Origin of the sequence: Pseudoclavibacter sp. AY1F1, assembly GCF_002931075.1 — a bacterium.
GTDB lineage: Bacteria > Actinomycetota > Actinomycetes > Actinomycetales > Microbacteriaceae > Pseudoclavibacter.
In genome coordinates this window covers 1-21,090 of the sequence record NZ_PSTQ01000002.1, presented here as the reverse complement: position 1 = coordinate 21,090, position 21,090 = coordinate 1, and the positions used below count along the sequence as shown (strand labels likewise).

18 protein-coding genes and 1 rRNA gene are annotated in these 21,090 nt (G+C 66.5%); 8 read left to right on the top strand and 11 right to left on the bottom strand.

Features of this window, described 5'->3' with window-relative positions; translation table 11 throughout:
- Positions 1-106 precede the first annotated feature (106 nt).
- Positions 107-355 (top strand): WhiB family transcriptional regulator, encoded by a 249-nt coding sequence (locus C5B85_RS04285; protein WP_068476994.1) that lies wholly within the window; start codon positions 107-109, stop codon positions 353-355.
- 48 nt (positions 356-403) lie between these two features.
- Here C5B85_RS04285 and C5B85_RS04280 read toward each other — a convergent pair whose 3' ends face one another.
- Genes C5B85_RS04280 through C5B85_RS04270 form a run of 3 tightly spaced genes read right to left on the bottom strand, consistent with a single transcriptional unit; the run spans position 404 to position 4,046 of the window.
- Positions 404-1,906: a sensor histidine kinase gene (locus C5B85_RS04280; RefSeq protein ID WP_104284824.1), complete on the bottom strand. Its 1,503-nt coding sequence runs from the start codon at positions 1,904-1,906 to the stop codon at positions 404-406.
- 9 nt (positions 1,907-1,915) lie between these two features.
- Complete coding sequence (locus C5B85_RS04275) at positions 1,916-3,418, bottom strand: septum formation inhibitor-activating ATPase (protein WP_181064273.1); 1,503 nt, start codon at positions 3,416-3,418, stop codon at positions 1,916-1,918.
- 1 nt (position 3,419) lies between these two features.
- Entirely contained in the window at positions 3,420-4,046 is a 627-nt protein-coding gene (locus C5B85_RS04270) for a hypothetical protein (protein WP_146077840.1), read from the bottom strand.
- Positions 4,047-4,173: 127 nt separating this feature from the next.
- On the opposite strand from C5B85_RS04270, the gene C5B85_RS04265 reads away from it, so the two are divergent.
- Positions 4,174-4,485, top strand: a complete 312-nt coding sequence (locus C5B85_RS04265; RefSeq protein ID WP_104285135.1) for a helix-turn-helix domain-containing protein — start codon at positions 4,174-4,176, stop codon at positions 4,483-4,485.
- Positions 4,486-4,545: 60 nt separating this feature from the next.
- On the opposite strand, the gene C5B85_RS04260 is transcribed toward C5B85_RS04265, so the two are convergent.
- Complete coding sequence (locus C5B85_RS04260; RefSeq protein WP_104284821.1) at positions 4,546-5,142, bottom strand: hypothetical protein; 597 nt, start codon at positions 5,140-5,142, stop codon at positions 4,546-4,548.
- A 148-nt stretch (positions 5,143-5,290) separates the two neighbouring features.
- Between C5B85_RS04260 and C5B85_RS04255 the strand changes: the two genes are divergently transcribed.
- Entirely contained in the window at positions 5,291-5,749 is a 459-nt protein-coding gene (locus tag C5B85_RS04255) for an Rv3235 family protein (RefSeq protein ID WP_146077839.1), read from the top strand.
- Between the two features lie 102 nt (positions 5,750-5,851).
- Here the strand turns inward: C5B85_RS04255 and secA are convergent, their stop codons facing one another.
- The 6 genes from secA to mtrA form a co-directional block, all read right to left on the bottom strand.
- Positions 5,852-8,800, bottom strand: coding sequence for a preprotein translocase subunit SecA (secA, locus tag C5B85_RS04250; protein ID WP_104284819.1), 2,949 nt, complete (start codon positions 8,798-8,800; stop codon positions 5,852-5,854).
- Positions 8,801-8,941: 141 nt separating this feature from the next.
- Positions 8,942-9,610 carry a ribosome hibernation-promoting factor, HPF/YfiA family gene (gene hpf, locus C5B85_RS04245; RefSeq protein WP_104284818.1) on the bottom strand — a complete coding sequence of 223 codons (669 nt, stop codon included), beginning with the start codon at positions 9,608-9,610 and terminating at the stop codon, positions 8,942-8,944.
- Between the two features lie 111 nt (positions 9,611-9,721).
- Entirely contained in the window at positions 9,722-10,522 is an 801-nt protein-coding gene (locus tag C5B85_RS04240) for a ComF family protein (protein ID WP_104284817.1), read from the bottom strand.
- 77 nt (positions 10,523-10,599) lie between these two features.
- Positions 10,600-12,318 (bottom strand): LpqB family beta-propeller domain-containing protein, encoded by a 1,719-nt coding sequence (locus tag C5B85_RS04235; RefSeq protein ID WP_104284816.1) that lies wholly within the window; start codon positions 12,316-12,318, stop codon positions 10,600-10,602.
- Positions 12,315-14,348, bottom strand: a complete 2,034-nt coding sequence (gene mtrB, locus C5B85_RS04230) for an MtrAB system histidine kinase MtrB (protein WP_258070582.1) — start codon at positions 14,346-14,348, stop codon at positions 12,315-12,317. Before mtrB ends, C5B85_RS04235 begins: the two co-directional genes overlap by 4 nt.
- Before the next feature lies 1 nt (position 14,349).
- Complete coding sequence (mtrA, locus tag C5B85_RS04225; protein WP_104240392.1) at positions 14,350-15,039, bottom strand: MtrAB system response regulator MtrA; 690 nt, start codon at positions 15,037-15,039, stop codon at positions 14,350-14,352.
- Between the two features lie 118 nt (positions 15,040-15,157).
- Between mtrA and C5B85_RS04220 the strand changes: the two genes are divergently transcribed.
- The 5 genes from C5B85_RS04220 to C5B85_RS04200 are packed head-to-tail and all read left to right on the top strand — an operon-like array spanning position 15,158 to position 20,831.
- Positions 15,158-16,519 carry a hypothetical protein gene (locus C5B85_RS04220; RefSeq protein WP_146077838.1) on the top strand — a complete coding sequence of 454 codons (1,362 nt, stop codon included), beginning with the start codon at positions 15,158-15,160 and terminating at the stop codon, positions 16,517-16,519.
- On the top strand, positions 16,519-17,196 hold the full coding sequence (locus C5B85_RS04215; protein WP_104284814.1) for a DUF4129 domain-containing protein: 678 nt from the start codon (positions 16,519-16,521) through the stop codon (positions 17,194-17,196). Before C5B85_RS04220 ends, C5B85_RS04215 begins: the two co-directional genes overlap by 1 nt.
- The gene (locus C5B85_RS04210) at positions 17,193-18,518 is read left to right on the top strand and encodes a DUF4350 domain-containing protein (protein WP_104284813.1); all 1,326 of its coding nucleotides are present in this window, start codon (positions 17,193-17,195) and stop codon (positions 18,516-18,518) included. The genes C5B85_RS04215 and C5B85_RS04210 overlap by 4 nt, the downstream gene beginning before the upstream one ends.
- Entirely contained in the window at positions 18,515-19,468 is a 954-nt protein-coding gene (locus C5B85_RS04205; RefSeq protein ID WP_104284812.1) for a MoxR family ATPase, read from the top strand. The genes C5B85_RS04210 and C5B85_RS04205 overlap by 4 nt, the downstream gene beginning before the upstream one ends.
- A gap of 55 nt (positions 19,469-19,523) precedes the next feature.
- A complete protein-coding gene (locus C5B85_RS04200) occupies positions 19,524-20,831 on the top strand; it encodes a DUF58 domain-containing protein (protein WP_104284811.1) in 1,308 nt (435 codons plus the stop codon).
- Positions 20,832-21,000: 169 nt separating this feature from the next.
- Here C5B85_RS04200 and rrf read toward each other — a convergent pair.
- Positions 21,001-21,090, bottom strand: a 5S ribosomal RNA gene (gene rrf / locus C5B85_RS04195); the annotation flags it as partial.

Here is a 21,090-nt window from a genome sequence, read left to right as displayed (position 1 = left end):
AATCGAGGCCAAGTCTATAGGCCAGTCACCGCATCCCGGGTTCACGAACTTCGCTCCCAGCGGAGCGTTTTTGTGCGCGAGGCGCACTCGATAAGGAGCACCACTGATGGATTGGCGCGATACTGCCGCCTGCTTGGACGCAGACCCCGAGCTCTTCTTCCCGGTAGGAAACACCGGCCCAGCTGTCGACCAGATCGACGCAGCGAAGGCCGTTTGCGCTTCCTGCAAGGTGACGGAGGTATGCCTCCAGTACGCACTCGACACCGGTCAGGACTCCGGTGTCTGGGGCGGCCTCTCGGAAGACGAGCGCCGCGCACTCAAGCGCCGCGCGGCACGCGCACGACGCGCTTCCTGACAACGATCAACTCCGCACTTCGGCTGCGGATCGCCCAGCGGGCGGCGTTCACGCGCCGCCCGTTTCGCGTTTCCACCTGCTGGGGATGCGCAGCTTGACCTGAGTGCCCTGGCCGGGCTCCGAGTGCCACTCGATCGAACCGCCCAGTTCACCTTCGACGAGCGTGCGGACGATCTGCGTGCCGAGTCCCGCACCGATCCGACCTGCCACGAACCCTGAGCCTGTGTCGGCGACCGTGACAGAGAGCCCGCCAGGGGTCTGCTCTGCCGTGACTGTCACCTCGCCTTCCTGGCCCGCGAGTCCGTGCTCCACCGAGTTCGTGACGAGCTCCGTCAGCGCAAGCGCGAGGGGGGTCGCGTACTCGCTTGGCAGCGTACCGAAGCGTCCGCTGACAACTGGTCTGACGACGGTGTTGGAGGACGAGGAGACCTCGGTGATGAGCTTCATCACTCGCAGGAAGACCTCGTCGAAGTCGACCGTCTGAGAGAAGCCGCCCGAGAGCGTGTCGTGCACCACGGCGATCGAGGAAACGCGGCGCATGGCCTGGGTCAGGGATTCCCTGGCCTCGTCGCTGCGAGAGCGCCGAGCCTGGATCCGCAGGAGCGCCGCAACCGTTTGGAGGTTGTTCTTCACCCGGTGGTGGATCTCGCGGATCGTGGCGTCCTTGGTGATGAGCTCCTGCTGCTGGTGCCTGACGTCCGTCGTGTCGCGGCAGAGCACGATCGCGCCCGTGCGTTCTCCGTGCGCGCGAAGCGGCAACGCACGCAGCGTCACGGTGATGTCCCTCGCTTCGACATCGGTCATCCAGGGGGCGCGCCCCGTGACGACAAGGGGCAGCGCTTCATCGACGGTCACTCTGCTCTTGTCGTGGACCAGGGCCGAGGCGACCTCGGAGAGCACCTCACCCTCGAGCTCGCCGCCGAACCCGAGCTTGTTCATGGCACTCAGCGCGTTGGCGCTCGCGAAGGTGACAACGCCATCCCTATCGAGTCTGATGAGGCCGTCGGATGCACGTGGCGCTCCTCGCCTGGAGATCTGCGGCGCCTCGGGGTCGGGGAACGCCCCCTCTTCGATCATCGCGAAGATCTCGTCCGCGCAATCACGGAAGGTCTCCTCCTGGCGGGTGATGGATCGAGTGCTGCCGAGGTTCGTGTGCCTCGTGATGACGGCGATCGGGTGCTCGCTGACGCCCTCACCCGGCAGCCGGCAGAAGACCGGTGTCACGAGGAGCTGCGTCGGGATCTCATCGAACCAGTCCGGTTCCGTAGAGCGCACGGTGATGCCCTCTTCGTAGGCGCGTCGCACGGCTACGGCCCATTGCTCGCGCACGGGCTGCCCGATGAGGTCGCGGTAGAAGAGGGTCGGGGCGCTGGATGGGCGGCCCTGCGCGACGGCGACGAAGTCATCTTCTTTCGTGTGCACCCAGAGCACCACGTCCGCGCACGAGAGGTCGGTGAGGAGCTGCCAATCGGCGCTCAGCTGCAGGATCCACGACTGCTCAGCTTCACTGAGGTTTGCGCGGCGCTGGAGTTGCGATGAGAGACTCGACACTCGGTCAGCTTAGGAGTTCTGAGCTTGCAGTTCGCCAAGACCGCGCCAGAAGCGGCGAAATACGGCACTTCCAGGATTCTTCTGCTGCGTGCTTTCCTGCGCCCCTGCCGTTGAAGTCGCTGTCAGCAGGGTGTCCGACACATAGGCACCGATCGCCCGGGCGAACACCGAGCGCGGGCTCGCGTAGGTCACCGGCTCGCCCGCCAGCAGGGCCCGATCGCAGGCCGCCTGGTCGAGCGGGATGAACGCGCTCGCCTCGATCCCCGCGAATCGCGAGAGCACGTGCTTGATCTGGCCGGCCGCGCCGAGACCGACCGCGTCTGCTCGGACACGATTCACGATCACATCCGTCGGCGTCTCCCCGACGACCTCGACCAGGTTCGCACGAGCCCGAAGGAATCGCTGCAGGCCGACGGCCTGGCCGTCCGCGACGGCGAGCACCCTGTCGGCCACGGTGAGGGTAGCCAACGTCGCGGCCGAGCGGCGGGGAGAGAACGCGTCGCTTGCGATCTCGTCATCGCTCTCGAGACTGAAGCCCACGTCCACGACAACGAAGTCGGCGACCTCGCGGCATTTCTCGAGCACCGTGAGCACCCGGTCCCGCGAGAGCTCTGGCCACCTCGCGGGATTCGCGATTCCCGTGAGCACACGCAGATCTCCCCTCCCGAACGAGCGCGACACTGAGATGCGTTCGAGCTCGCCAAGCGTGAGACGCGCCGCCCCCGCGAGCCGGCACGCCGCCGCGAAACCGGGCGCCTCATCGGTGATACCGAGCATCGGGGCGAGTGAACCGCCGAAGGTGTCCGCGTCGATGAGGAGCACACGCTGGCCCGCGTTGGCAGCGCTGGATGCGACCGCTGCGGCGACGGTGGATGCACCCGGCGCGCCGTGCGGCCCCCAGACGGCCAGCAGCATCCCCCGCCCATCCGGGCGTGTTCGACGCAGCGGAACCGGCAGCGACCTCGATCGCGCAGCAGACCGCGTGTCTGCACCTCTACGCGCCCGGTCCGCTCGCCTGCGGGCGGACCGGGTAGGTGCGTCGAGAGGCGGGCGCTCTCTCCCAGCCGGTTCTGGCAGCGCCCCCTCAGCAGCCAGGACGCCCTCCGCAGGCGGCCTCGCGAACGACAGCGACTGCTGCGGGATTGGGCCGGTCGGAACGTCGCGCGACACGTCGCCGCCGCCTGAGGTGAGCAGTTCCTCGATCTCGCTCCAGTTCGCAGTCGCGTCGACCATCTCCGTCACGGAGAACGCCTCGGCATTGCGACGTTCCAGGTCGCTTGAGATCACCACGATGCACCTGGCACCGAATCTCGCGCAGGCCGCAAAACTGCGCGGGGTGAGCGTCTCTGGCGCGCCCTGCAGCAGGACGAACTCCGGCCGGAGGCGCTCGAGCGCAGTGGCCGCCGCGAGGCCGCCCGAGACCCTGTCGACGATGTCGTGCCCAGCGGCGATGATGCCCTCCAGGAGCCGGGCCTCGATCTCGAAATCAATGGCAAGCAGAATCCGCGACACGCTATTGCCCCTTCTCGAGGTAGACGGGGATGAGCGCGAGACGCGAATCATTGTTGATCACGGCGAGCAGAGCCGGGATCTCGGACTTCGGCAGGAGCAGCTCCACGCGATCTGCCTGGCTCGAGGAGAGAGATCCTTCCCGTGGCAGGATCTTCGCGACGACGGCGTTTGCCGAGGTGAGGACCGGCGCACCGTACGTTCCCGGCGCCGTCTCCTGGCTTGACCAGAGCTCGACGGCGCTACCGGACCCGAGCTCCGTCGGGAGACCGCCCGACACCTCGACGATCACGGAGGAACGACTCGAATCCGCGTTGCCGATGGCCGAGCGCGGCACGAGCTCACCGGCCTGCACCGTCTGCGTCACGATGAAGTCGCCAGTCGGAGCCGTCTCTGCCCCCAGGTAGGCCTCTCTGCTCGTGCCGAGGGCGACCTCGACCGCAACGAGATCGTCGACGGTGACCAGCTGCCCCGGGGCGAGCGTCGAGGAAGCCGCATAGGCGATTTCCATGCGGTTGCCCGTGACGAGGACTCCGACGACGCCGAGCACCGATGCGGCCACGAGGAGAGCACCGAGAAAGAGCCTCGGGTCCACCCACGGTCTCGGCTTTCTCCCCTTAATCGTGCTCATGCAACACTCCCCCATCGTCGGTCGCCAGAAGCGCGGCGACCCTGCAATGGTGGCGCAACGTGAGAGAAGGCGCAGAAGTTATCCACAGCACGTGCCCTTCCGCGATCCGCGCGCGATAATCGACGGCATGAACGCATCCGTTGACCCCCAGTCAATCGGCCGTTTCCTGACCCTCTCCGAGGTCTGCGAGATCCTCAACGTCACGATGGACATCGCAACGGGACTCGTCCAGAGCGGGGAGCTGCCTGCCATTCGCATCGGTGGAGTCGGTGAGTGGCGAGTCGAGCGCACCATGCTCGAGCAGTACATCGACGATCAGTACGAATACCAGCGCCGTGTCGCCGCGCTCCGTCAGAGTGAGTTCGCCGACTCGGGAGACTTCCTGACTTCGGAATCAGACCAGGACGACATCGTCCCGCGCCTCCGACCGCTGCTCTAGTCCGACCGCTGCTCCGGTCCCACCGCTGCTCTATGGAGATACGACATAGGTCGTGTCTCCCTAGTCGCCAGCGAGGATCACAAGGCGGAGGTCGTCAAGCGGAATGATCCGGTAGGCGACGACGTCTTTGGCCCGCCGAGCCACACCGCGCTCATGGACGGCTACGTCCAGGTGATCACGTGCAACCCGGTCGATCGTGCCGACGATCGTCCCGGTCGTCACGACAAACTCGCATTGCTGACGGCGGCGTCCGAGGTCACGGAGCGCGAACGGCAGGCCGAGACGGCCCGAGAGGTCACCCGGGTGGCTCCCCCGCGGCTCACGCAGGCTCGCGACGAGTTGCTCCTCGTCGAGGACGAGGGACGCGATACCGGCGGTCGGGACGATGCAGACACGGGCTCGACCCGATTCTGCGAGCAGTTCAGCTGAGAGCCAGTCGCTGCCGAAGGACTTCGGCCTCACCGCCACGATGGAACCGTCTGACATCAGCAGCGATACGGGACGATCCCCGCTCTCCGCGAGAGCGATGAGTCGCTCTCGCACGGTCAACCTGCCGACTCGGAGCCGCTCGTCCTCGACGGCGCGTCGTGCCGCCTCGGCGTCGAGCCCACCCTGCAACTCGCTCGCGAGGTCGTCGAAAAGGTCGTCCCACCGCACCTCGCCAGCGTATGGGCCTCGTTTTCGGAGGGCGGAGTTATCCACAGGGGAGTTCGAACCTGGCGAGCGGAGGTTCCTGCGTGGTTTCATGTCGCCAGACGGTTCGGGGGGAATCGCCTGAGATCATTCGGGGGGCCGCATGTTGCCAGTGCGCAGCATCAGGGCGCTACGCGCCGTCGATGCAACTCAATCATCGGCTCATTCGAGCGCCGGCGAACTCATCGATGCGGACCCGCTCTTCGTTCGTGAACGGACGGCCGCGAGCGACCTGCCCGACCCGAAGCCGCTTATTTCGAACCTCGCCCGCAGCGTCGTGGAGGTTATCGCCGGGGTCCGGGACATCGAGCAGCTCTCGAGGTGGGTGACCGACGACGTCTTCCGCCACCTGCTCATTCGCACCCAGCACGCGGCACGCGCGCGACAAGCGCGGCGGCGACCGACACGACGCCCGAATTTCGTGGAACTCACCCTTCGCGTGCAGGACACAAGCGAGAACATCGTCGATGCAGTGGTTGTCCTCGACTTCGGCGCGAGGGTCAGAGCCGTCACCGTGCGCCTCGAGGGCCTCGACCGTCGTTGGCGAGCGTCAGCCATCCACGTCCTCTGATCAACATCGTCCAGCTCACGACGCAGCGGGCGCACCACGTGGTGGTGCGCCCGCTGCGATCACGACATTCGGCGTCGACGGCTTGCCGGCTGAGGCCGGCCGCTACTTCTTGCGGCGGCGCTGAGCCCGGTTGCCAGCTGGCTGGTCGCCCGGCTTGGACGTCCCACCCTTGCCGAAGGAACTCCCCGCTGCTGGAGCGTTGCTCGCAGACGGCTCGGACTGCTCAGCTGCCTGACGCTTCGCTGGGTTGCCAGACCGCGAGACCGGCTGACGAGGGCGCGTTGCCTGCCGGGGGCTCGCGGCAGGAGCGGCGGGCTCCTCGCCGGCCTCGTCACGCGCCTGGTCGAGTGCGGACGAGGTGCCGAGATCGCGCTCCCGGCGCTTGGCTTCGGCCGTCGCCCGCTGGTTGAGCTGGCCGCGCTCGTTGCGCACCTCGACCTCGCCCTGGTCGGTGGCGGCGGAGTAGCTCAGAGCGGTCTGCTCCTTGTCATCGAGCCCCTTTGCGACGATCTGCACGTCGGGAGTGTCGCTCGCCGACGGAGTCTCATCTTTCTTGACGGTGACCTCGAGGTTGTACAGGAAGCCGACGGACTCTTCGCGGATGCTGCCAAGCATCTGCTGGAACATCGCGAACCCCTCGCGCGTGTATTCCACGAGCGGGTCTCTCTGCGCCATGGCGCGGAGGCCGATGCCATCCTTGAGGTTGTCCATCTCGTAGAGGTGGTCACGCCACTTGCGGTCGATCACGCTCAGCACGACACGACGCTCGAGCTCGCGGGTGGCGTCCTCGCCGATGGACTCCTCGCGGCGCTCGTAGGCGTGCCGAGCATCCGAGAGGATCTCCTCTTCGAGCAGCTTTCGCGTGAGCTTGCTGCGCCCACCGGCTTCCTCGAAGAGCTCCTCTTCGGTGATACCCACCGGGTAAAGCTGCTTGAGGTCGGTCCACAAGGCGTCGAACTCCCAGTCATCACCGGTTCCGTCGCCCGTGTGCTCCTGGATGATGTCGTCGATCGCGTCGGTCAGGAAGTTCTGCACCTTGTCGGCGATGTCGTCGCCCTCGAGGATGCGACGGCGGTCGCTGTAGATCGCCGTGCGCTGCTCGTTGAGCACGTTGTCGTACTTGAGCACGTTCTTGCGGATCTCGGCGTTGCGAGACTCCACCTGCGACTGGGCAGAACGGATGGCGCGCGAGACGATGCGGGACTCGAGCGCAAGGTCGTCCGGTGTGCCGTCGCCGGCCATGATCGCCCGGGTGGCGCCCGTGTTGAAGAGCCGCATGAGGTCGTCCGTCATCGACAGGTAGAAGCGGCTCTCACCGGGGTCGCCCTGTCGTCCGGAACGGCCTCGCAGCTGATTGTCGATTCGACGCGACTCGTGGCGCTCAGTTCCGAGCACGTACAGGCCGCCAGCCTCCGCCACGTCGTCAGCTTCGCTCTTGACCTGCTCCTTCATCGACCCGAAGACCTCGAGCCACTTCTCGTCGTACTCGTCGGCGTTATCCTGCGGGTCAAGTCCGAGGGCGGTCATCTCCGCGACGGCGAGGAACTCGGCATTGCCGCCGAGCATGATGTCGGTACCACGGCCGGCCATGTTGGTGGCGACCGTGACGGCGCTCTTCCGCCCGGCCTGGGCGACGATGGCGGCTTCTCGCGCGTGGTTCTTCGCGTTGAGCACTTCGTGCTTGATGCCACGCTTCGCGAGCAGCTTGGAGAGGTACTCGCTCTTCTCGACGCTTGTCGTGCCGACGAGCACAGGCTGTCCGGTCTCGTGCCGCTCGACGATGTCCTCGACGACCTGATCGAACTTCACCTTCTCGTTCTTGTAGACGAGGTCGGGGTTGTCCTTGCGCTGCATCGGGCGATTCGTGCGGATCGGCACGACGCCGAGCTTGTAGGTGCTCATGAACTCGGCCGCTTCGGTCTCAGCCGTACCCGTCATGCCGGCGAGCTTGTCGTACATGAGGAAGTAGTTCTGGAGGGTGACCGTGGCCATCGTCTGGTTCTCTGCCTTGATCTGCACCCCCTCCTTCGCTTCGATGGCCTGGTGCAGGCCCTCGTTGTAGCGGCGGCCCTTGAGGATGCGGCCCGTGTGCTCGTCGACGATGTTGACTTCGCCGTTCTGCACGACGTATTCCTTGTCGCGCTTGAAGAGCGCCTTCGCCTTGATGGCGTTGTTCAGGAACGAGATGAGCGGAGTGTTCGCAGACTCATAGAGGTTGTCGATGCCGAGGGCGTCTTCAACACGGTCGATGCCGGGCTCGAGGACACCGATCGTGCGCTTCTTCTCGTCGACCTCGTAGTCGCGGCCTTCCTTGAGCTTGCGCACGATCGAGGCGAACTCGGAGTACCAGCGATTCGCGTCGCCCTGCGCGGGGCCGGAGATGATGAGCGGCGTGCGCGCCTCGTCGATGAGGATGGAGTCGACCTCGTCCACGATCGCGAAGAAGTGCTCGCGCTGCACCATGTCCTCGGAGCGCCAGGCCATGTTGTCGCGCAGATAGTCGAAGCCGAACTCGTTGTTCGTGCCGTACGTGACGTCCGCTGCGTACTGCTCACGACGCTCGGCGGGCGACTGGCCGGAGACGATGCAGCCGGTGGTCATGCCGAGGGCGCGGAACACGCGGCCCATGAGGTCGGACTGGTAGGTGGCCAGGAAGTCGTTGACCGTGACGACGTGCACGCCCTTGCCCGCGATGGCATTGAGGTAGGCAGGGAGTGTGGCAACGAGGGTCTTACCCTCACCGGTCTTCATCTCGGCGATGTTGCCGAGGTGGAGCGCCGCGCCACCCATGAGCTGCACGTCGTAGTGACGGAGGCCGAGGACTCGACCGGCAGCCTCGCGAACGGCACCGAATGCTTCAGGCAGGAGCGCGTCGAGCGACTCTCCCGCCTCATGGCGTTCGCGGAACGAGGCCGTGATGTCGCGAAGCTCGTCGTCGCTGTACTCCTTGAACGCCTCTTCAAGGCGGCCGACCTGCTTGGCGACGCTCTCGAGCTTACGAAGGGTGCGCCCTTCGCCCATGCGGAGAATCTTCTCGAGAACTGAGGCCAAGGTCTGCTCCTACTGGTTAACGCAATGGCGCGAGAGCGCGCGGCGAAGCACAGCCCTTGCTGTGCGTATCGGTTGATTCTACGCACCTCGCCCCGAGCGATGCTGGAAGCATCGACCGGGGCGAGGCATGTGACCAGGAGGTCAGGAAACGGGAACCTCATTCTCGTCAAGCGCGATGACGCCGTAGTCCCAGCCGCGGCGCCGGTACACGACACTCGGGCGAAGCGACTCGCTTTCGATGAAGAGGAAGAAGTCGTGCCCAAGGAGCTCCATGTGGTCGACCGCTTCGTCCTTGCTGAGGCGCTTGGGCGCGAACGTCTTCTCGCGGATCACGACGGGTGAGTACAGCTCCTCGAGGACCTCTTCCTCTGCCGCGATCTCTGAGGCGGTTCCGCCGTTCTCCACGAGCCTGATGGTGTCGGTGTCAGCGGGAACGACGTCGACCTGCGCGAAGTTGTCTGCGGCAGCCTCCTGCAGGCGAAGGGGCGTGTGCTGGCCGCGGTGGATCTTCTTGCGGTCCTTGTTGCGACGGAGACGCTCGACGAGCTTGTCGAGCGCGAGGTCGAAGGCTGCGTACTTGTCACCGGCCTCGGCCTCGGCGCGGATGACCGGGCCCGGACCGAAGAGCGTGATTTCCACTTTGCCCTTGTCGAGCAGGTTCCCTGCCCGATCCGTGCGCTTGGTCAGCTTGATTTCCGCCGCCTGCGTCCTGCCATCGAGAAGCGAGACCTTCGCGAGCGCCTTCTCTGTGGCGTATTCGCGGAAGCGGTCCGGGATCTCGGTGTTGCGACCGGTGATCGTGATTTCCATGTCACTCTCCTGTCGTTCTGCACGAGGCCGAAGTGTCACTGCCTCGTGATGCTGTGCGGCAATCGTAGACCCCAATTCACTCCCCGTTGTCTGCGATTTCGCAGGCATGCCCTACTCTCCGCGCGTGTCGAGTTCCACCCCTCGACTCTGCGGGTTTCTGCGCACGGCCTCGGCGATGACAACGCAGCCGACGACAACGGCACCGACGGCTTCGAGCGCACGGACTGACTCGCGGAGCGTGGCACCGCTCGTGACGACGTCGTCCACGAGAACTACCCGCACGCCCTCGAGTCCTGGCTCCGAGCGGTAGGCGTCGTGGAGGTTCTCTGCACGCGCGGCTACGGTGAGTCCCGCCTGGTCCTCGACTCGTCGGATGACCCGCAGGCCCCTCGCGTTGCGCACTCCCGGCATCGCGAGTCCCCAGAGCAGCGCGAGGTGCGAGTAGCCACGGTTGCGAAGCGATTTCGCTGAAGACGGGGCGAGCACGGCGACCCAGGCGGGAGCCTGGCTACCGTCGAACGCGTCGGCGGCCGCCGTCTCGGCCTCGGCCAGTGCGCCAACTGCCTTCCGCAGGAGCACGGCGAGCGGGCGTGCCGCATCCGCTCGCCCACGTTCCTTGAGCGCGGCGACGAGCGCCTTGGTCGGCCCGACGTAGTCCGAGGCGGCGAAGACCAGAATCCGGCGGCCGTCGGCGGAGCTGATACGCACCCCGCACTCTCGCACCAGGGCGATGCGGGCGAGGTGCTCTGCGCAGCTTCGGCACAGCGCCCGGTCGACGTCGCCGCACGACGCGCAGGTGACCGGCAGCACCACCGCGAGCGCGTCAAGCGCGGCCTCGCGCAGGTTCCGAAGTCGCCCACGCACGTGCTCGGTCAGTGTCGAGCGCGGCAACATCCATCGCGGTGGTGGCATCCAGCAAGAATGGCCCGGCTCGCACCCGGGATACGGGTGTCAGGTCAGCCTGTGGAGAAGAGCAAGAACTGTGCCCGTCACACCTGGGTCAGGATGAAGTCGACGACGGCCTCTGACTGCTGCCACCTGTTGCCCTTCGGCACGTAGATATTGTGGTCCTTGTCGAGCACCCGCAGCCCAGCTGGCGTGTTGCTGCCCGTGATCTGCTGGCCGTCCTTCACCGCGCCGTTGACGCTGACCGACCCGCCGACCGTCTGCGTGCGAATCTCGGAGGGCCCGTCGCTGCCCGTGGCGAGCACCGCAAGAGACGTCTCATCGACCCATGCCAGGTCAATGGGCGAGATCCCCCCAGGAGCCAGGATGAGCGGAGTGCCGAGTGCTATGGGCCGGTTGGTACCCAGCTCGCGTTCGATCGCCATGACGGCGATGCGCACGCCGACGGACGTGTTCTCCAGCACAGCGAGCCTGGCTCCGTCGCGGGAAACCGCGATGGCCCTGTACCCCGTTGCGCCGACAGGCTCGTCCGGGACGAGCCAGCTGTGCTGACGATCCTCGACGTCCGTGGCGCGGAGGCCCGAGCCGTCGGTCCCGCCTGTCCACGTGTAGCCCCAGCTGTCGAGGCTCATCGCCAGGGGACCGGGCCGAGCGTCGACGAGCAGTGGCGCTGGCTCCTTGATGGGTGTCGTGAAGACGCCGTTCGGCGTCACGAAGGATGCGACGTCGCCGTCGGCCGAGTACGCGCCCCGCTGCGGGCCGAGCGAGGCGATCGCGCCCTGCAGGGCAGCAGTCTCGTCTGACGCCGTCACATTGCTGCCGCTCAGGAAACCGAGCTCACCGCCCTTGTAAACGAGCGGTGTGCTGGTCACCTGTCGGTTGACCACAACGTCGGAGTCGGGCGGGAGCTCCTGGTCGATCGGTACGCCCGTGATGGACATCGTGACGCTCGTGATCGATTCGAAGTCGCCGAAGCTCTCCGTGAGCTGCAGGAGCATCCGTGAGTACTGGTCCGGGGAGGTCGAGGAGAGGCTTGAGGAGAAATCGACGTCGGCCACGTCACCCTCGACCGTCACAGCTCCGAGCAGCGATACCCCCGAGGGGATCGCGCTGACGACCTTGCCCTCGGCGAGCCACGGTGCTGGCCCGTTGACCAGGGCTCTGGCGATTCTGGTCATCGCGGTCTGCTGCGCATCGAACCAGCGCACGTCAGGGACGAGTCGCGAAAGCGTGTCGTTGTAGAAGTAGAGGGTGTAGCTCTTGAAGAGGCTGCGGAAATTCTGGCTAAGCAGCACGATGCCCGGTGGGGCTTCGGTGATCCTCCACTCCCCCTCCGCATCCTGGGCGAGCGAGAACTCGAGACGCTCGGTCGTTCCTCCCCCGAGCTCGCTGTAGAGGCCGTCGGCGTCGACCGTCGCCGATGACTTGTAGCTGGCCTCGATGCGATCAGATCCCGCGTCCACGACGTCGGGCACAGACGCTGTGATGAGAATGCGCGCGTTCGGGTCCCACTCCTGCCTGAACGAGTCCGACAGGTACTCACGAGCGACCTCGTAGTCGTTCTGCGTGCCCGTTCCCGCGTCGAGGAAGCCCTCGACGATCTCCTCTCGACTCATCCCCGCTCGCGGCGCGTCCGGGAAGAAGCTGTACGACTGGTCGCTCTCCTGCTGCTCGGACTCACCAGCGAGGACCTGTCCGGATGTGGGGATGCGCGCGCAACCGACCAGCACGAGCATGGCGAGGATCACGATCGCAGCGCCGACGGCCCGTGGCGCGCTGCGCAGGTTCGCTGCTCGTGTCACTTCGCGTCCTCCTCGTTCGGTTCGCGGCTCTCGTCGGTGTCGTTAGTGCCCACCGCATCGTCCTGCTCCCCGCTGGGAAGCGACGGAACAGACTCGGGGGCCGAACTCGTCACGACGACGGCTTCAGCGTCGTCCCAGGGCGCTGGCACCTGAGCCGGCTCGTCCAGGTCCACGTTCTCGATGACGTCCATGGAGTTCGTGGGGGCCGAGGAGACGAGCGGCTCCGCGTTCGAGGAGCGCATGCCGACGAGGTCGGGCAGTTCGATCGGCTGGGTGTCCACGTCCTCGTCCGTAAACGCTTCAGAGGAGACGTCTTCCTGGTCGATCATGATGGTGGCGGCACCGGCATCCCCAGGTTCGAGCGGGAGTGGGGAGCCCATGATCTTCCCGCCGACGAACCTCGGCAGGGTGAGCCTGAAGTTCGTTCCCTTGCCTGGCTCCGACCACACTTCCAGCCGCCCCTCGTGGAGGCGGACGTCTTCGAGAGAGATAGCGAGCCCGAGCCCGGACCCACCCATCGTGCGCTTGCGGGAAGGGTCGGCGCGCCAGAAGCGATCGAACACCCTGGTGCGCTCGGCCTCCGTCATCCCGATGCCGTAGTCACGCACTGACAGGGCAACCGCCGATTCGTTCGAGTCGACCGAGACGACGATGGGCTTCGCCTCGCCGTGCTCGATGGCGTTGCCGAGGAGGTTTCTGACGACGCGATTGATCCGGCGTGCATCGAACTCCGACTCCCCGTAGCCGCCCGGCGCGTTCAGAACGAGGCGCGTGCTGTGGTCGAGGGCGACCGGAGTCATGGCCCCGATGACATCGTCGGCGACCGTGGCGAGGCTGTTCGACTCGCGCAGGATCTCCACCGCTCCAGCGTCGTAACGCGAGATCTCGAGCAGGTCCGCGAGGAGGATCTCGAAGCGCTCGATCTGGTCGTGCAGGAGCTCGACCGATCGAGCAGTCACCGTGTCGAAGTCGTCGCGGCGGTCGAAGAGCATCCCACCCGCGAGACGGATGGTCGTGAGCGGGGTGCGCAGCTCGTGCGAGACGTCCGAGACGAAGCGCTGCTGAACCTGGGACAGGTTCGCGAGGCGCTCGATCTGATCCTGGAGGCTGTCGGCCATCTCGTTGAACGATCTCGCAAGCGTCGCGATATCGTCTTCGCCCGACTCCGGAACGCGCTGCTCGAGGTGCCCCGCGGCCAGGCGCCTGCTGGTCTTCGCCGCCTCGCGGATCGGCTGGATCACGGCCCGCATGACGAAGCCGGTGATGACGGCGACGAGGAGAACGAGCACGAACATCGCGACGACCAGGGTGCGCTGAACGAAATCAAGGGTCTGCTGCGTCTCCTCCATCGAGTAGACGAAGTACATCTCGTACTGGCCCAGGCTCTGCACCGTCACGGTGGAGCCGATCACGATGCCGGGCACCTCGTTACCGAGCTCGTCCACGAGCGCGATCGACTGGTAGTGCGTCTGCGGGGACGCCGACGTCGTGCCGGTCGCAGTGGTGTCGACCCCGGCGCTCACGGCGGCACGCAATTCCGTCGAGACCAGGTCCGCGGAGACGGGCCCCTTCGCGAGGGCCCGCAGCTCGTTCGACTGCTGCCCGGCCGTCGAAGCGCTCTGCATGAAGATCACGCCGTAGCTGTTCGCGGCCGAGTCCTGCGCGGCATCAACCGCGAGCGTCTGCAGCGTCTCAAGAGCGGCGCTGTCCGTCTCTTCGCCAGAGGCGAATACGGTCTGCGCGGCGGTCACGGCACGCTCGGTCTCCGACACGAGAGGTCGGAGCCTCGAGTTGAACAGGTCGCTCGCGATGGAGTTCGACATCACGAACCCAACGGACAGCACCGTCGCGGTCGTCAGGGCGACCGAGAGCGCGATCGTCCGGAACGGCAGCGACGTGCGCCAGAGGAAAACGAGGTTGCGCCAGACACCGCGGGCGGAGCGCCACCTGTATGGGACGCGGATGCCGTCGGTATCGACGTCGGAAGGCCGAGAAGAAGAGCTCGTCGCGCGCGGACTGACTGCGCTCACGTCAGGAGAACGCGGTCGTGTTCCCAGCGCGGTAGCCCACGCCTCGAACCGTCGCCACGATCTTCGGGTGGTCCGGATCGTGCTCGACCTTTGCTCGGAGGCGCTGGACGTGCACGTTCACGAGTCGTGTATCCGCCTTGTACTGGTAGCCCCAGACCTGCTCGAGCAGCTCTTCGCGTGTGAACACCTTCTGCGGCTTCGCCGCGAGAGTGAGGAGCAGGTCGAACTCGAGGGGAGTGAGGTTGATCTGCTCTTCACCGCGCAGCACCTCATGCGCGTTGACGTTCAGTGTGAGGTCGCCGACGCGGATGATGCTCTGCACTTCAGGCTGGCTCGCGCGCAGGCGAGTCTTGATGCGGGCGACAAGCTCCTTCGGGTTGAAGGGTTTGACGATGTAGTCGTCGGCACCCGCCTCGAGACCCCGAACCACGTCAGTCGTGTCCGACTTCGCGGTGAGCATGATGATGGGCGTGCCGGACTCGGCACGCAGCAGGTGGCAGATCTGGATGCCGTCGAGGCCTGGCAGCATGACGTCGAGGAGCACAAGCTCCGGTTTCACCCGTCGGAACTCGCCAAGGGCAGCGGCGCCGTCGCCACAGAACTCGGGTTCGTACCCCTCGGCCCTGAGAACGATGCCGATCATCTCCGAGAGCGCGAGGTCGTCATCGACCACGAGGATGCGTTCGCCCACAGAACCCTCCCTGTTCCAGAACCCGCACGAGACCGAGCGGTTCCTTCAGCGTAGCGGGCATAGTCGCCTCAGAGGCTCAACCCAGAGTGCGCGCCGAGCAGTGTGCCACGATGGAGCGGTGACGCATGGCCCATACGAGCACGCACCAGAGCCCAACCACGCGTATCCGCCGAGCCCCGGAGCGCAGACCCCCAGCGGGCAGGCACCAGGCGCCGCACCTCCAGGAGGGCAGTGGCCAGCGGGAGGGCAGTGGCCAGCGGGAGGGCAGTGGCCGGCTCAGCAGCCGCCACAGTACGGCGCACCCGGCTCCGGTGGCTGGCAGTATGGCCCGCCGCAAGAACCCGGTTACGGTCAGCAACCGGGTGGGCAATGGATGCCGGCGCCAGCGCCCGGCCTGTTCCCGCTTCGCCCACTCGCTTTCGGCGATGCCCTCGCGGCCACCTTCCGTTTGTTCCGGACTTCACCCAAGACCACGTTGGGCAGCGCCGTGATCGTCATGGGCGTCACGACGCTGTTCGCGAGCCTGCTCCCCGTCGTCGTCGGCTTGCTCATGTTCACGCGCATCCCGTTCGCGGGAAGCCAAGAGGACATCGCACCGATGCTGATCTCCTCGATCACGCTCACCTCGCTCGCCGCGCTCTTCGGCCTGGCCCTCGCGGGCATCGGCTCAGCTCTGCTGCAGGGCATTCTTGTGCGAGTCGTGGCACGTGGCGCCATCGGCGAGAAGCTCGGCTTCAAAGAGGCCTGGCGTGCAGGATGGCGGGGCATCTGGCGCCTGATCGGCTACGCCGTGATCGTCGGCGTCGGCTCTCTCTTGCTCATCGCCGTGGGCTGGCTGCTCATCCCCTTCATCATGTTCGTCGTCCTCGCTGGCTCTGGTGGCGACGAAGCAACGATCGCTGGCTCCATCGGCCTCGGCGTCATCTTCACGCTGCTGCTCGGCGGTGCGACGGTTGTGCTCATGGTGTGGGTCGGTATCAAAATCATGTTCGCTCCGAGTGCCATCGTCCTCGAGGGGCTCGGTCCGATCGCCGCGATCCGTCGCAGCTGGGGCCTTTCCCACGGGAACTTCTGGCGAGTCCTCGGTGTTGTGGTCGTCGTCCAGGTGATCCTGAACTTCGCGACAGGGGCGGTCTCGACAGTCGCTCAGTTGGCGGTCAGCATGGGGCAGGTGCTCCTCACGCCGCTGGCCAGCGGGCAGGCGTCGGAACCCGACGCAGGCACCATCGTGGCGTTCTCCGTCATCTTGCTGGTCACGTCCGCCCTCCAGGTACTGCTCGGGGCGATCGTGCTTGTGCTGACGAGCGGAAACGCGACGATCCTCTACTTCGACCTGCGGATGCGCAAGGAGGGGCTGGGTGTCACTCTGCAGCGGTACGCGGAGCAGTCTGCCGCCGGAGCTGAGATCACCGACGCTCACTTCGATGTCCAGCGGGAACAGCAGCTGCAGCCCATGGCGGCGCCGGGATACGTGCGCTGATGCTGCTTGGCCTCTGGGCCGGCTCCGCAGAGCCTCCGCTCGACATCGACGAGGATTCGGCGCGCGAGCTCCTCCAGCGCGAGCTCTCGAAGAGCGAGTACACGCAGGCCTCACCGACTTGGCTCGACATCTGGATCGAAGACTTCTGGAACTGGGTGAACGACATCTTGCAGCCCATCGAAGGTGTTCCGGGCGGCTTCTCGCCGATCGCCCTCATCATCGGTGCCATCGTCGTTCTCGGTGTCATCGCTCTGCTCGTCGGCCGGCCGATCCTCGTCCAGCGGGCCAGGCGCAGTACGACGATTCCGCCTGACCTCTTCGACGGTGACAACCGATCGGCGCAGGAGCTGCGAGCTTCTGCTGCTGCGGCGGCGGCGCGCGAGGACTTCGAGACTGCGGTCATCGAGCAGTTCCGAGCGCTGGCGCGAGCCGTGAACAACCGAACGGTCATCGCGCTGAGCCCCGGCATGACAGCGACGACTGTCGCCGACGCGACGATAGCGGCCTTTCCCGCACACGCGCACGGACTGCATCGCGCCGCCAGCTCCTTTAACGCGGCGCGCTACCTCGGCCTCGGTGCGTCAGAGGATGATTGGCAGCACCTGCGTAGCCTCGACTCGGCTCTCGAGGCGACGAAGCCCAGCGCGCTGACCCCGTTGGCTGGACGCCTGTCGTGACCGAGGTCCAGGGTGCCACCCCCACTTTCTCCGAGCGAGTCAGACGCGCGCGCCCCTGGCTGCTCATCGCGGCGGGGGCGGTAGTCGTCGCCGTGTCGAGCGCACTCATCGCCGGAGGAGTCGCCAACGCGAACTCGCCGTACCTGGAGGTCGACTCCGCTCGCCCGAACGGCGCGAAGGCGATCTTTACCGTTCTCGGCGATCAGGGCGTGCAGACCAGCACGGCGACCACCGCAGACGAGGCGCGATCCCAGCTCGAGGACGCTGGCGGCGAGACCACGCTTGTTGTCCACGACCGGGACGGCATCGCCGTCGACGATCTCGCGGCCCGTATCTCAGAGCTCGACGCGGATCGCATTCTCTTGATCGCTCCGGGCAGGGGACTTCTGGAGGCGTTGGGCGGGTCGATCACTCTCGGCGGGCTCGGAGCGGTCGGCGAGGAGGACGACGCCGTCGATGCTGGCCCCGACTGCACCTTGCCGCTCGGAGAGATCGCCCCGCAGATCTCGCAGCGGGGAGCGCGGCTCTACCAGCTCGACGACGAAGCAGCCACTGTCGGCAGTGCCTGCTACCCGGAATCGGAGCGCTTCGCCTACGTCGAGACGACCCTCCCCTCCGGGACGGAACTCGCCGCGCTCGGCGCGACGGACAACCTGAGCAATGGCGAAGTGCTGAGTGTCGCCAACGCCGCCATGGGGCTTGCCGTGCTCGGCCAGACCGAATCGCTCGTCTGGTATGTACCCGGCGCCGCTGACGCCGAAGCCGCATTCGGCGTTGAGCCCTCCCTCGACTCCTTCGTTCCACCTTGGCTGACACCGACGATTCTCATCGCGCTTGCGACGCTGCTTGGCGTCATGGTGTGGCGCGGGCGCCGCTTCGGTCCCCTCGTCGAAGAGCGCCTCCCGGTGCTCGTCGAGGCGTCCGAAACGATGCATGGGCGGGGTCGGCTCTACGCGCAGCAGCGCGCGCGACTGCGCGCCATCGACAACCTCAGGGTCGGAACAACGACGCGACTCGCGAAGTCTCTCGGATTGGCGCGCGCCAGCCACGTGCAGGAGATCATCACCTCGAGCGCCGCGATTCTCGGCGCCAACCGGGCCGCTGTGTCTTGGACCCTGCTCGATGCCGTGCCGGGCAGTGAGGCCGAGCTGCTCAACCTGAGCCAGGCGCTGCTGACGCTCGAGCGAGCAGTCGCGGCAGCGGCAGACCCGAGCGGTGTTCGAACATCCTCCCCTGCCTCGAACGCCCCCGACCAGAGCACGACCGACCCGAGCGCAACCGACCCGAGCGCACCAGCCGAGAAGTCCGGAGACCCCGTATGAGCACCGATGTCCGTGAAGCCCTGCAGCGAGTCCGAGGCGAGGTCGCGAAGGCGGTGGTCGGCCAGGAACGGGCCGTCGACGGTCTGCTTGTCGCGTTGCTCGCCGGCGGTCACGCCCTGCTCGAGGGTGTACCGGGAGTCGGCAAGACGCTCCTCGTGCGTGCGCTCAGTGAGACGCTGTCCCTCGACACGAAGCGCGTTCAGTTCACCCCCGACCTCATGCCGGGTGACATCACGGGCTCGCTCGTCTACGACTCCGCTGCTGGCGAGTTCGAGTTCCGTGAGGGCCCGGTGTTCACGAACATCCTGCTCGCGGATGAGATCAACCGCACACCCCCGAAGACCCAATCCGCGCTGCTCGAGGCAATGGAGGAACGCCAGGTCTCCGCCGATGGCGTGACAAGGGCGCTCCCGGCCCCCTTCCTGGTTGCGGCCACGATGAACCCGATCGAGTACGAGGGCACTTACACGCTCCCGGAAGCGCAGCTCGACCGCTTCCTCATCAAACTGGTGCTGGACCTCCCCTCGCGTGACGCGGAGTTCGAGGTGCTGCGCCGGCACGCGGCGGGCTTCTCGCCGCGAGACCTCCGGGCGGCAGGCGTGCGCAGCGCGCTCTCGGCGGAGGAACTCCGTCAGGCTCAAGCTCAGGCCGCCGCCGTCGACGTCAGGGCTGACGTTCTCGCGTACATCGTCGACATCGCGAGGGCCACGAGGCAGTCGCCGTCCGTGCGGATGGGCGTCTCCCCTCGCGGGGCTACTGCGCTCATGTCCGCGAGCAAGGCCTTTGCGTACCTGAGCGGATACCAGGCGGTGACGCCCGACCACGTTCAGGCCATGGCCCTCCCGGTCCTGCGCCATCGCCTGCAGTTGCGTCCAGAGGCGGAGCTTGAGGGCGTCGGGGCAGACGCGATCCTGCGCTCCGTCCTCGCGCAGGTCCAGGTGCCCATCTGATCTCGAGCAGGCTCGGAGCATTGCATTTCGACACTCTGAAGGGAAGCGTGAGCACATGGTGGTGAGCGGACGTCTTGTCCTGCTGACGGCGGTCGGAGCCGTACCCGTTGTGCTCTTCGGGCAGACGACCGAGTCGGCGTATCTGACGCTGGCGATCTGGCTCCTCTTTGTCCTCCTCGCCTCCATCGCGGATGTGCTGCTCGCGGGCGCGCCCCGCGAGGTATCTCTCGAGCGCGATCTGCCTGCTCGGGTTCGGCTGGGCGAGGATGCAGTGAGCCGGGTCGCCATCACCAACCAGGGTTCGCGCACCCTCCGCCTGGAGGCGCGCGACGGCTGGGAGCCGACGGCCGGTGGGACGCAGCTGCGCGCGAAGCTGGACGTGTCGCCGGGCGAGCGACGCCTCGCTGAGTTCCCGCTCCAACCGTCCCGTCGGGGTGAGCGTCGCGCTGAATTGGTGACGCTGCGCAGTTGGGGGCCCATGGGCCTCGCCGCGCGCCAGGTGAGCTTGCCGAACAGGGGCGTCCTGCGGGTCCTGCCTCCGTTCAATTCACGGAAGCACCTCCCGTCTCGGCTTGCGCGCCTCCGGGAGCTGGACGGCGCGACTCGGCTCATGGTCCGCGGTCAGGGCACCGAATTCGATTCGCTGCGGGAGTATGTCCGCGGTGACGACGTCCGTTCCATCGACTGGCGTGCCACTGCGCGCCGTCAGGACCTGGTCGTGCGGACCTGGCGGCCGGAGCGCGATCGCCGTGTGGTCATCGTCATCGACACCGGGCGGACCTCCGCAGCGCGCGTCGCGGACGAGAGCCGGCTGGATACCGCGATCGAGTCTGCACTGCTGCTGGCGGCCCTCGCGACGCGCGCTGGTGACCGTGTTGATGTGGTGGCTTGGGATCGCCGCGTACGCGCGCGCATCCAGGGAGTCTCCGGAGCTGAACTGCTGAGCCGGATGGTGGAGTCCCTCGCCGACGTGGAGCCCGAGCTCATCGCGACGGATTGGCGCGCGATCCCCGGCCTCGTCCGTGGAGTGACCACCCATCGTTCGCTTGTCGTCATCTTGTCGACCTTGGAGACCGCCGGCACCCTTGAGCCGGTCATCTCGGCTCTTCCTCAGCTGACGAGCAAGCACGTTGTTGTGCTTGGCTCGGTGCTCAACCCGGACGTCCACGAGGTGTCCGTGCGGAGGGATACGCGCGAGCAGACGTACGCGGCATCTGCCGCGGAGCGTGCCCTCCTGGACCAGGAGCGGGTGCGCCAGACGGTTCGTCGGCTTGGTGGCGAGACAGTGACGGGGACGCCCACGGCGTTGCCGCCGGCTATTGCTGACCACTACATCGAGTTGAAGGCTTCCGGCCGCTTGTAGCCGCCGCGGCTCACTGGGAGGCTAAAGACTGCGTCAGAAAGCCACAGCCAGCGACAATTGGTCGGGGCAGGCAGCATTCGTTGGCTGAGTTTTTGGGTACAAAAAAGCCGGGGTTGGTCATCGAGGAGCATCTCTGCTCACTCAACAACCAACCCCGGCATATGAAGAAGTCCGGCGGTGACCTACTCTCCCACAGGGTCCCCCCTGCAGTACCATCGGCGCTGAGAGTCTTAGCTTCCGGGTTCGGAATGTAACCGGG

Coding starts and splice junctions, on each gene's coding strand:
- hpf (WP_104284818.1), bottom strand. CDS start 9,610: ATGGAAATCACGATCACCGGTCGCAACACCGAGATCCCGGACCGCTTC.
- C5B85_RS04205 (WP_104284812.1), top strand. CDS start 18,515: ATGAGCACCGATGTCCGTGAAGCCCTGCAGCGAGTCCGAGGCGAGGTC.
- C5B85_RS04240 (WP_104284817.1), bottom strand. CDS start 10,522: ATGCCACCACCGCGATGGATGTTGCCGCGCTCGACACTGACCGAGCAC.
- C5B85_RS04200 (WP_104284811.1), top strand. CDS start 19,524: ATGGTGGTGAGCGGACGTCTTGTCCTGCTGACGGCGGTCGGAGCCGTA.
- C5B85_RS04270 (WP_146077840.1), bottom strand. CDS start 4,046: ATGAGCACGATTAAGGGGAGAAAGCCGAGACCGTGGGTGGACCCGAGG.
- C5B85_RS04285 (WP_068476994.1), top strand. CDS start 107: ATGGATTGGCGCGATACTGCCGCCTGCTTGGACGCAGACCCCGAGCTC.
- C5B85_RS04265 (WP_104285135.1), top strand. CDS start 4,174: ATGAACGCATCCGTTGACCCCCAGTCAATCGGCCGTTTCCTGACCCTC.
- C5B85_RS04215 (WP_104284814.1), top strand. CDS start 16,519: ATGCTGCTTGGCCTCTGGGCCGGCTCCGCAGAGCCTCCGCTCGACATC.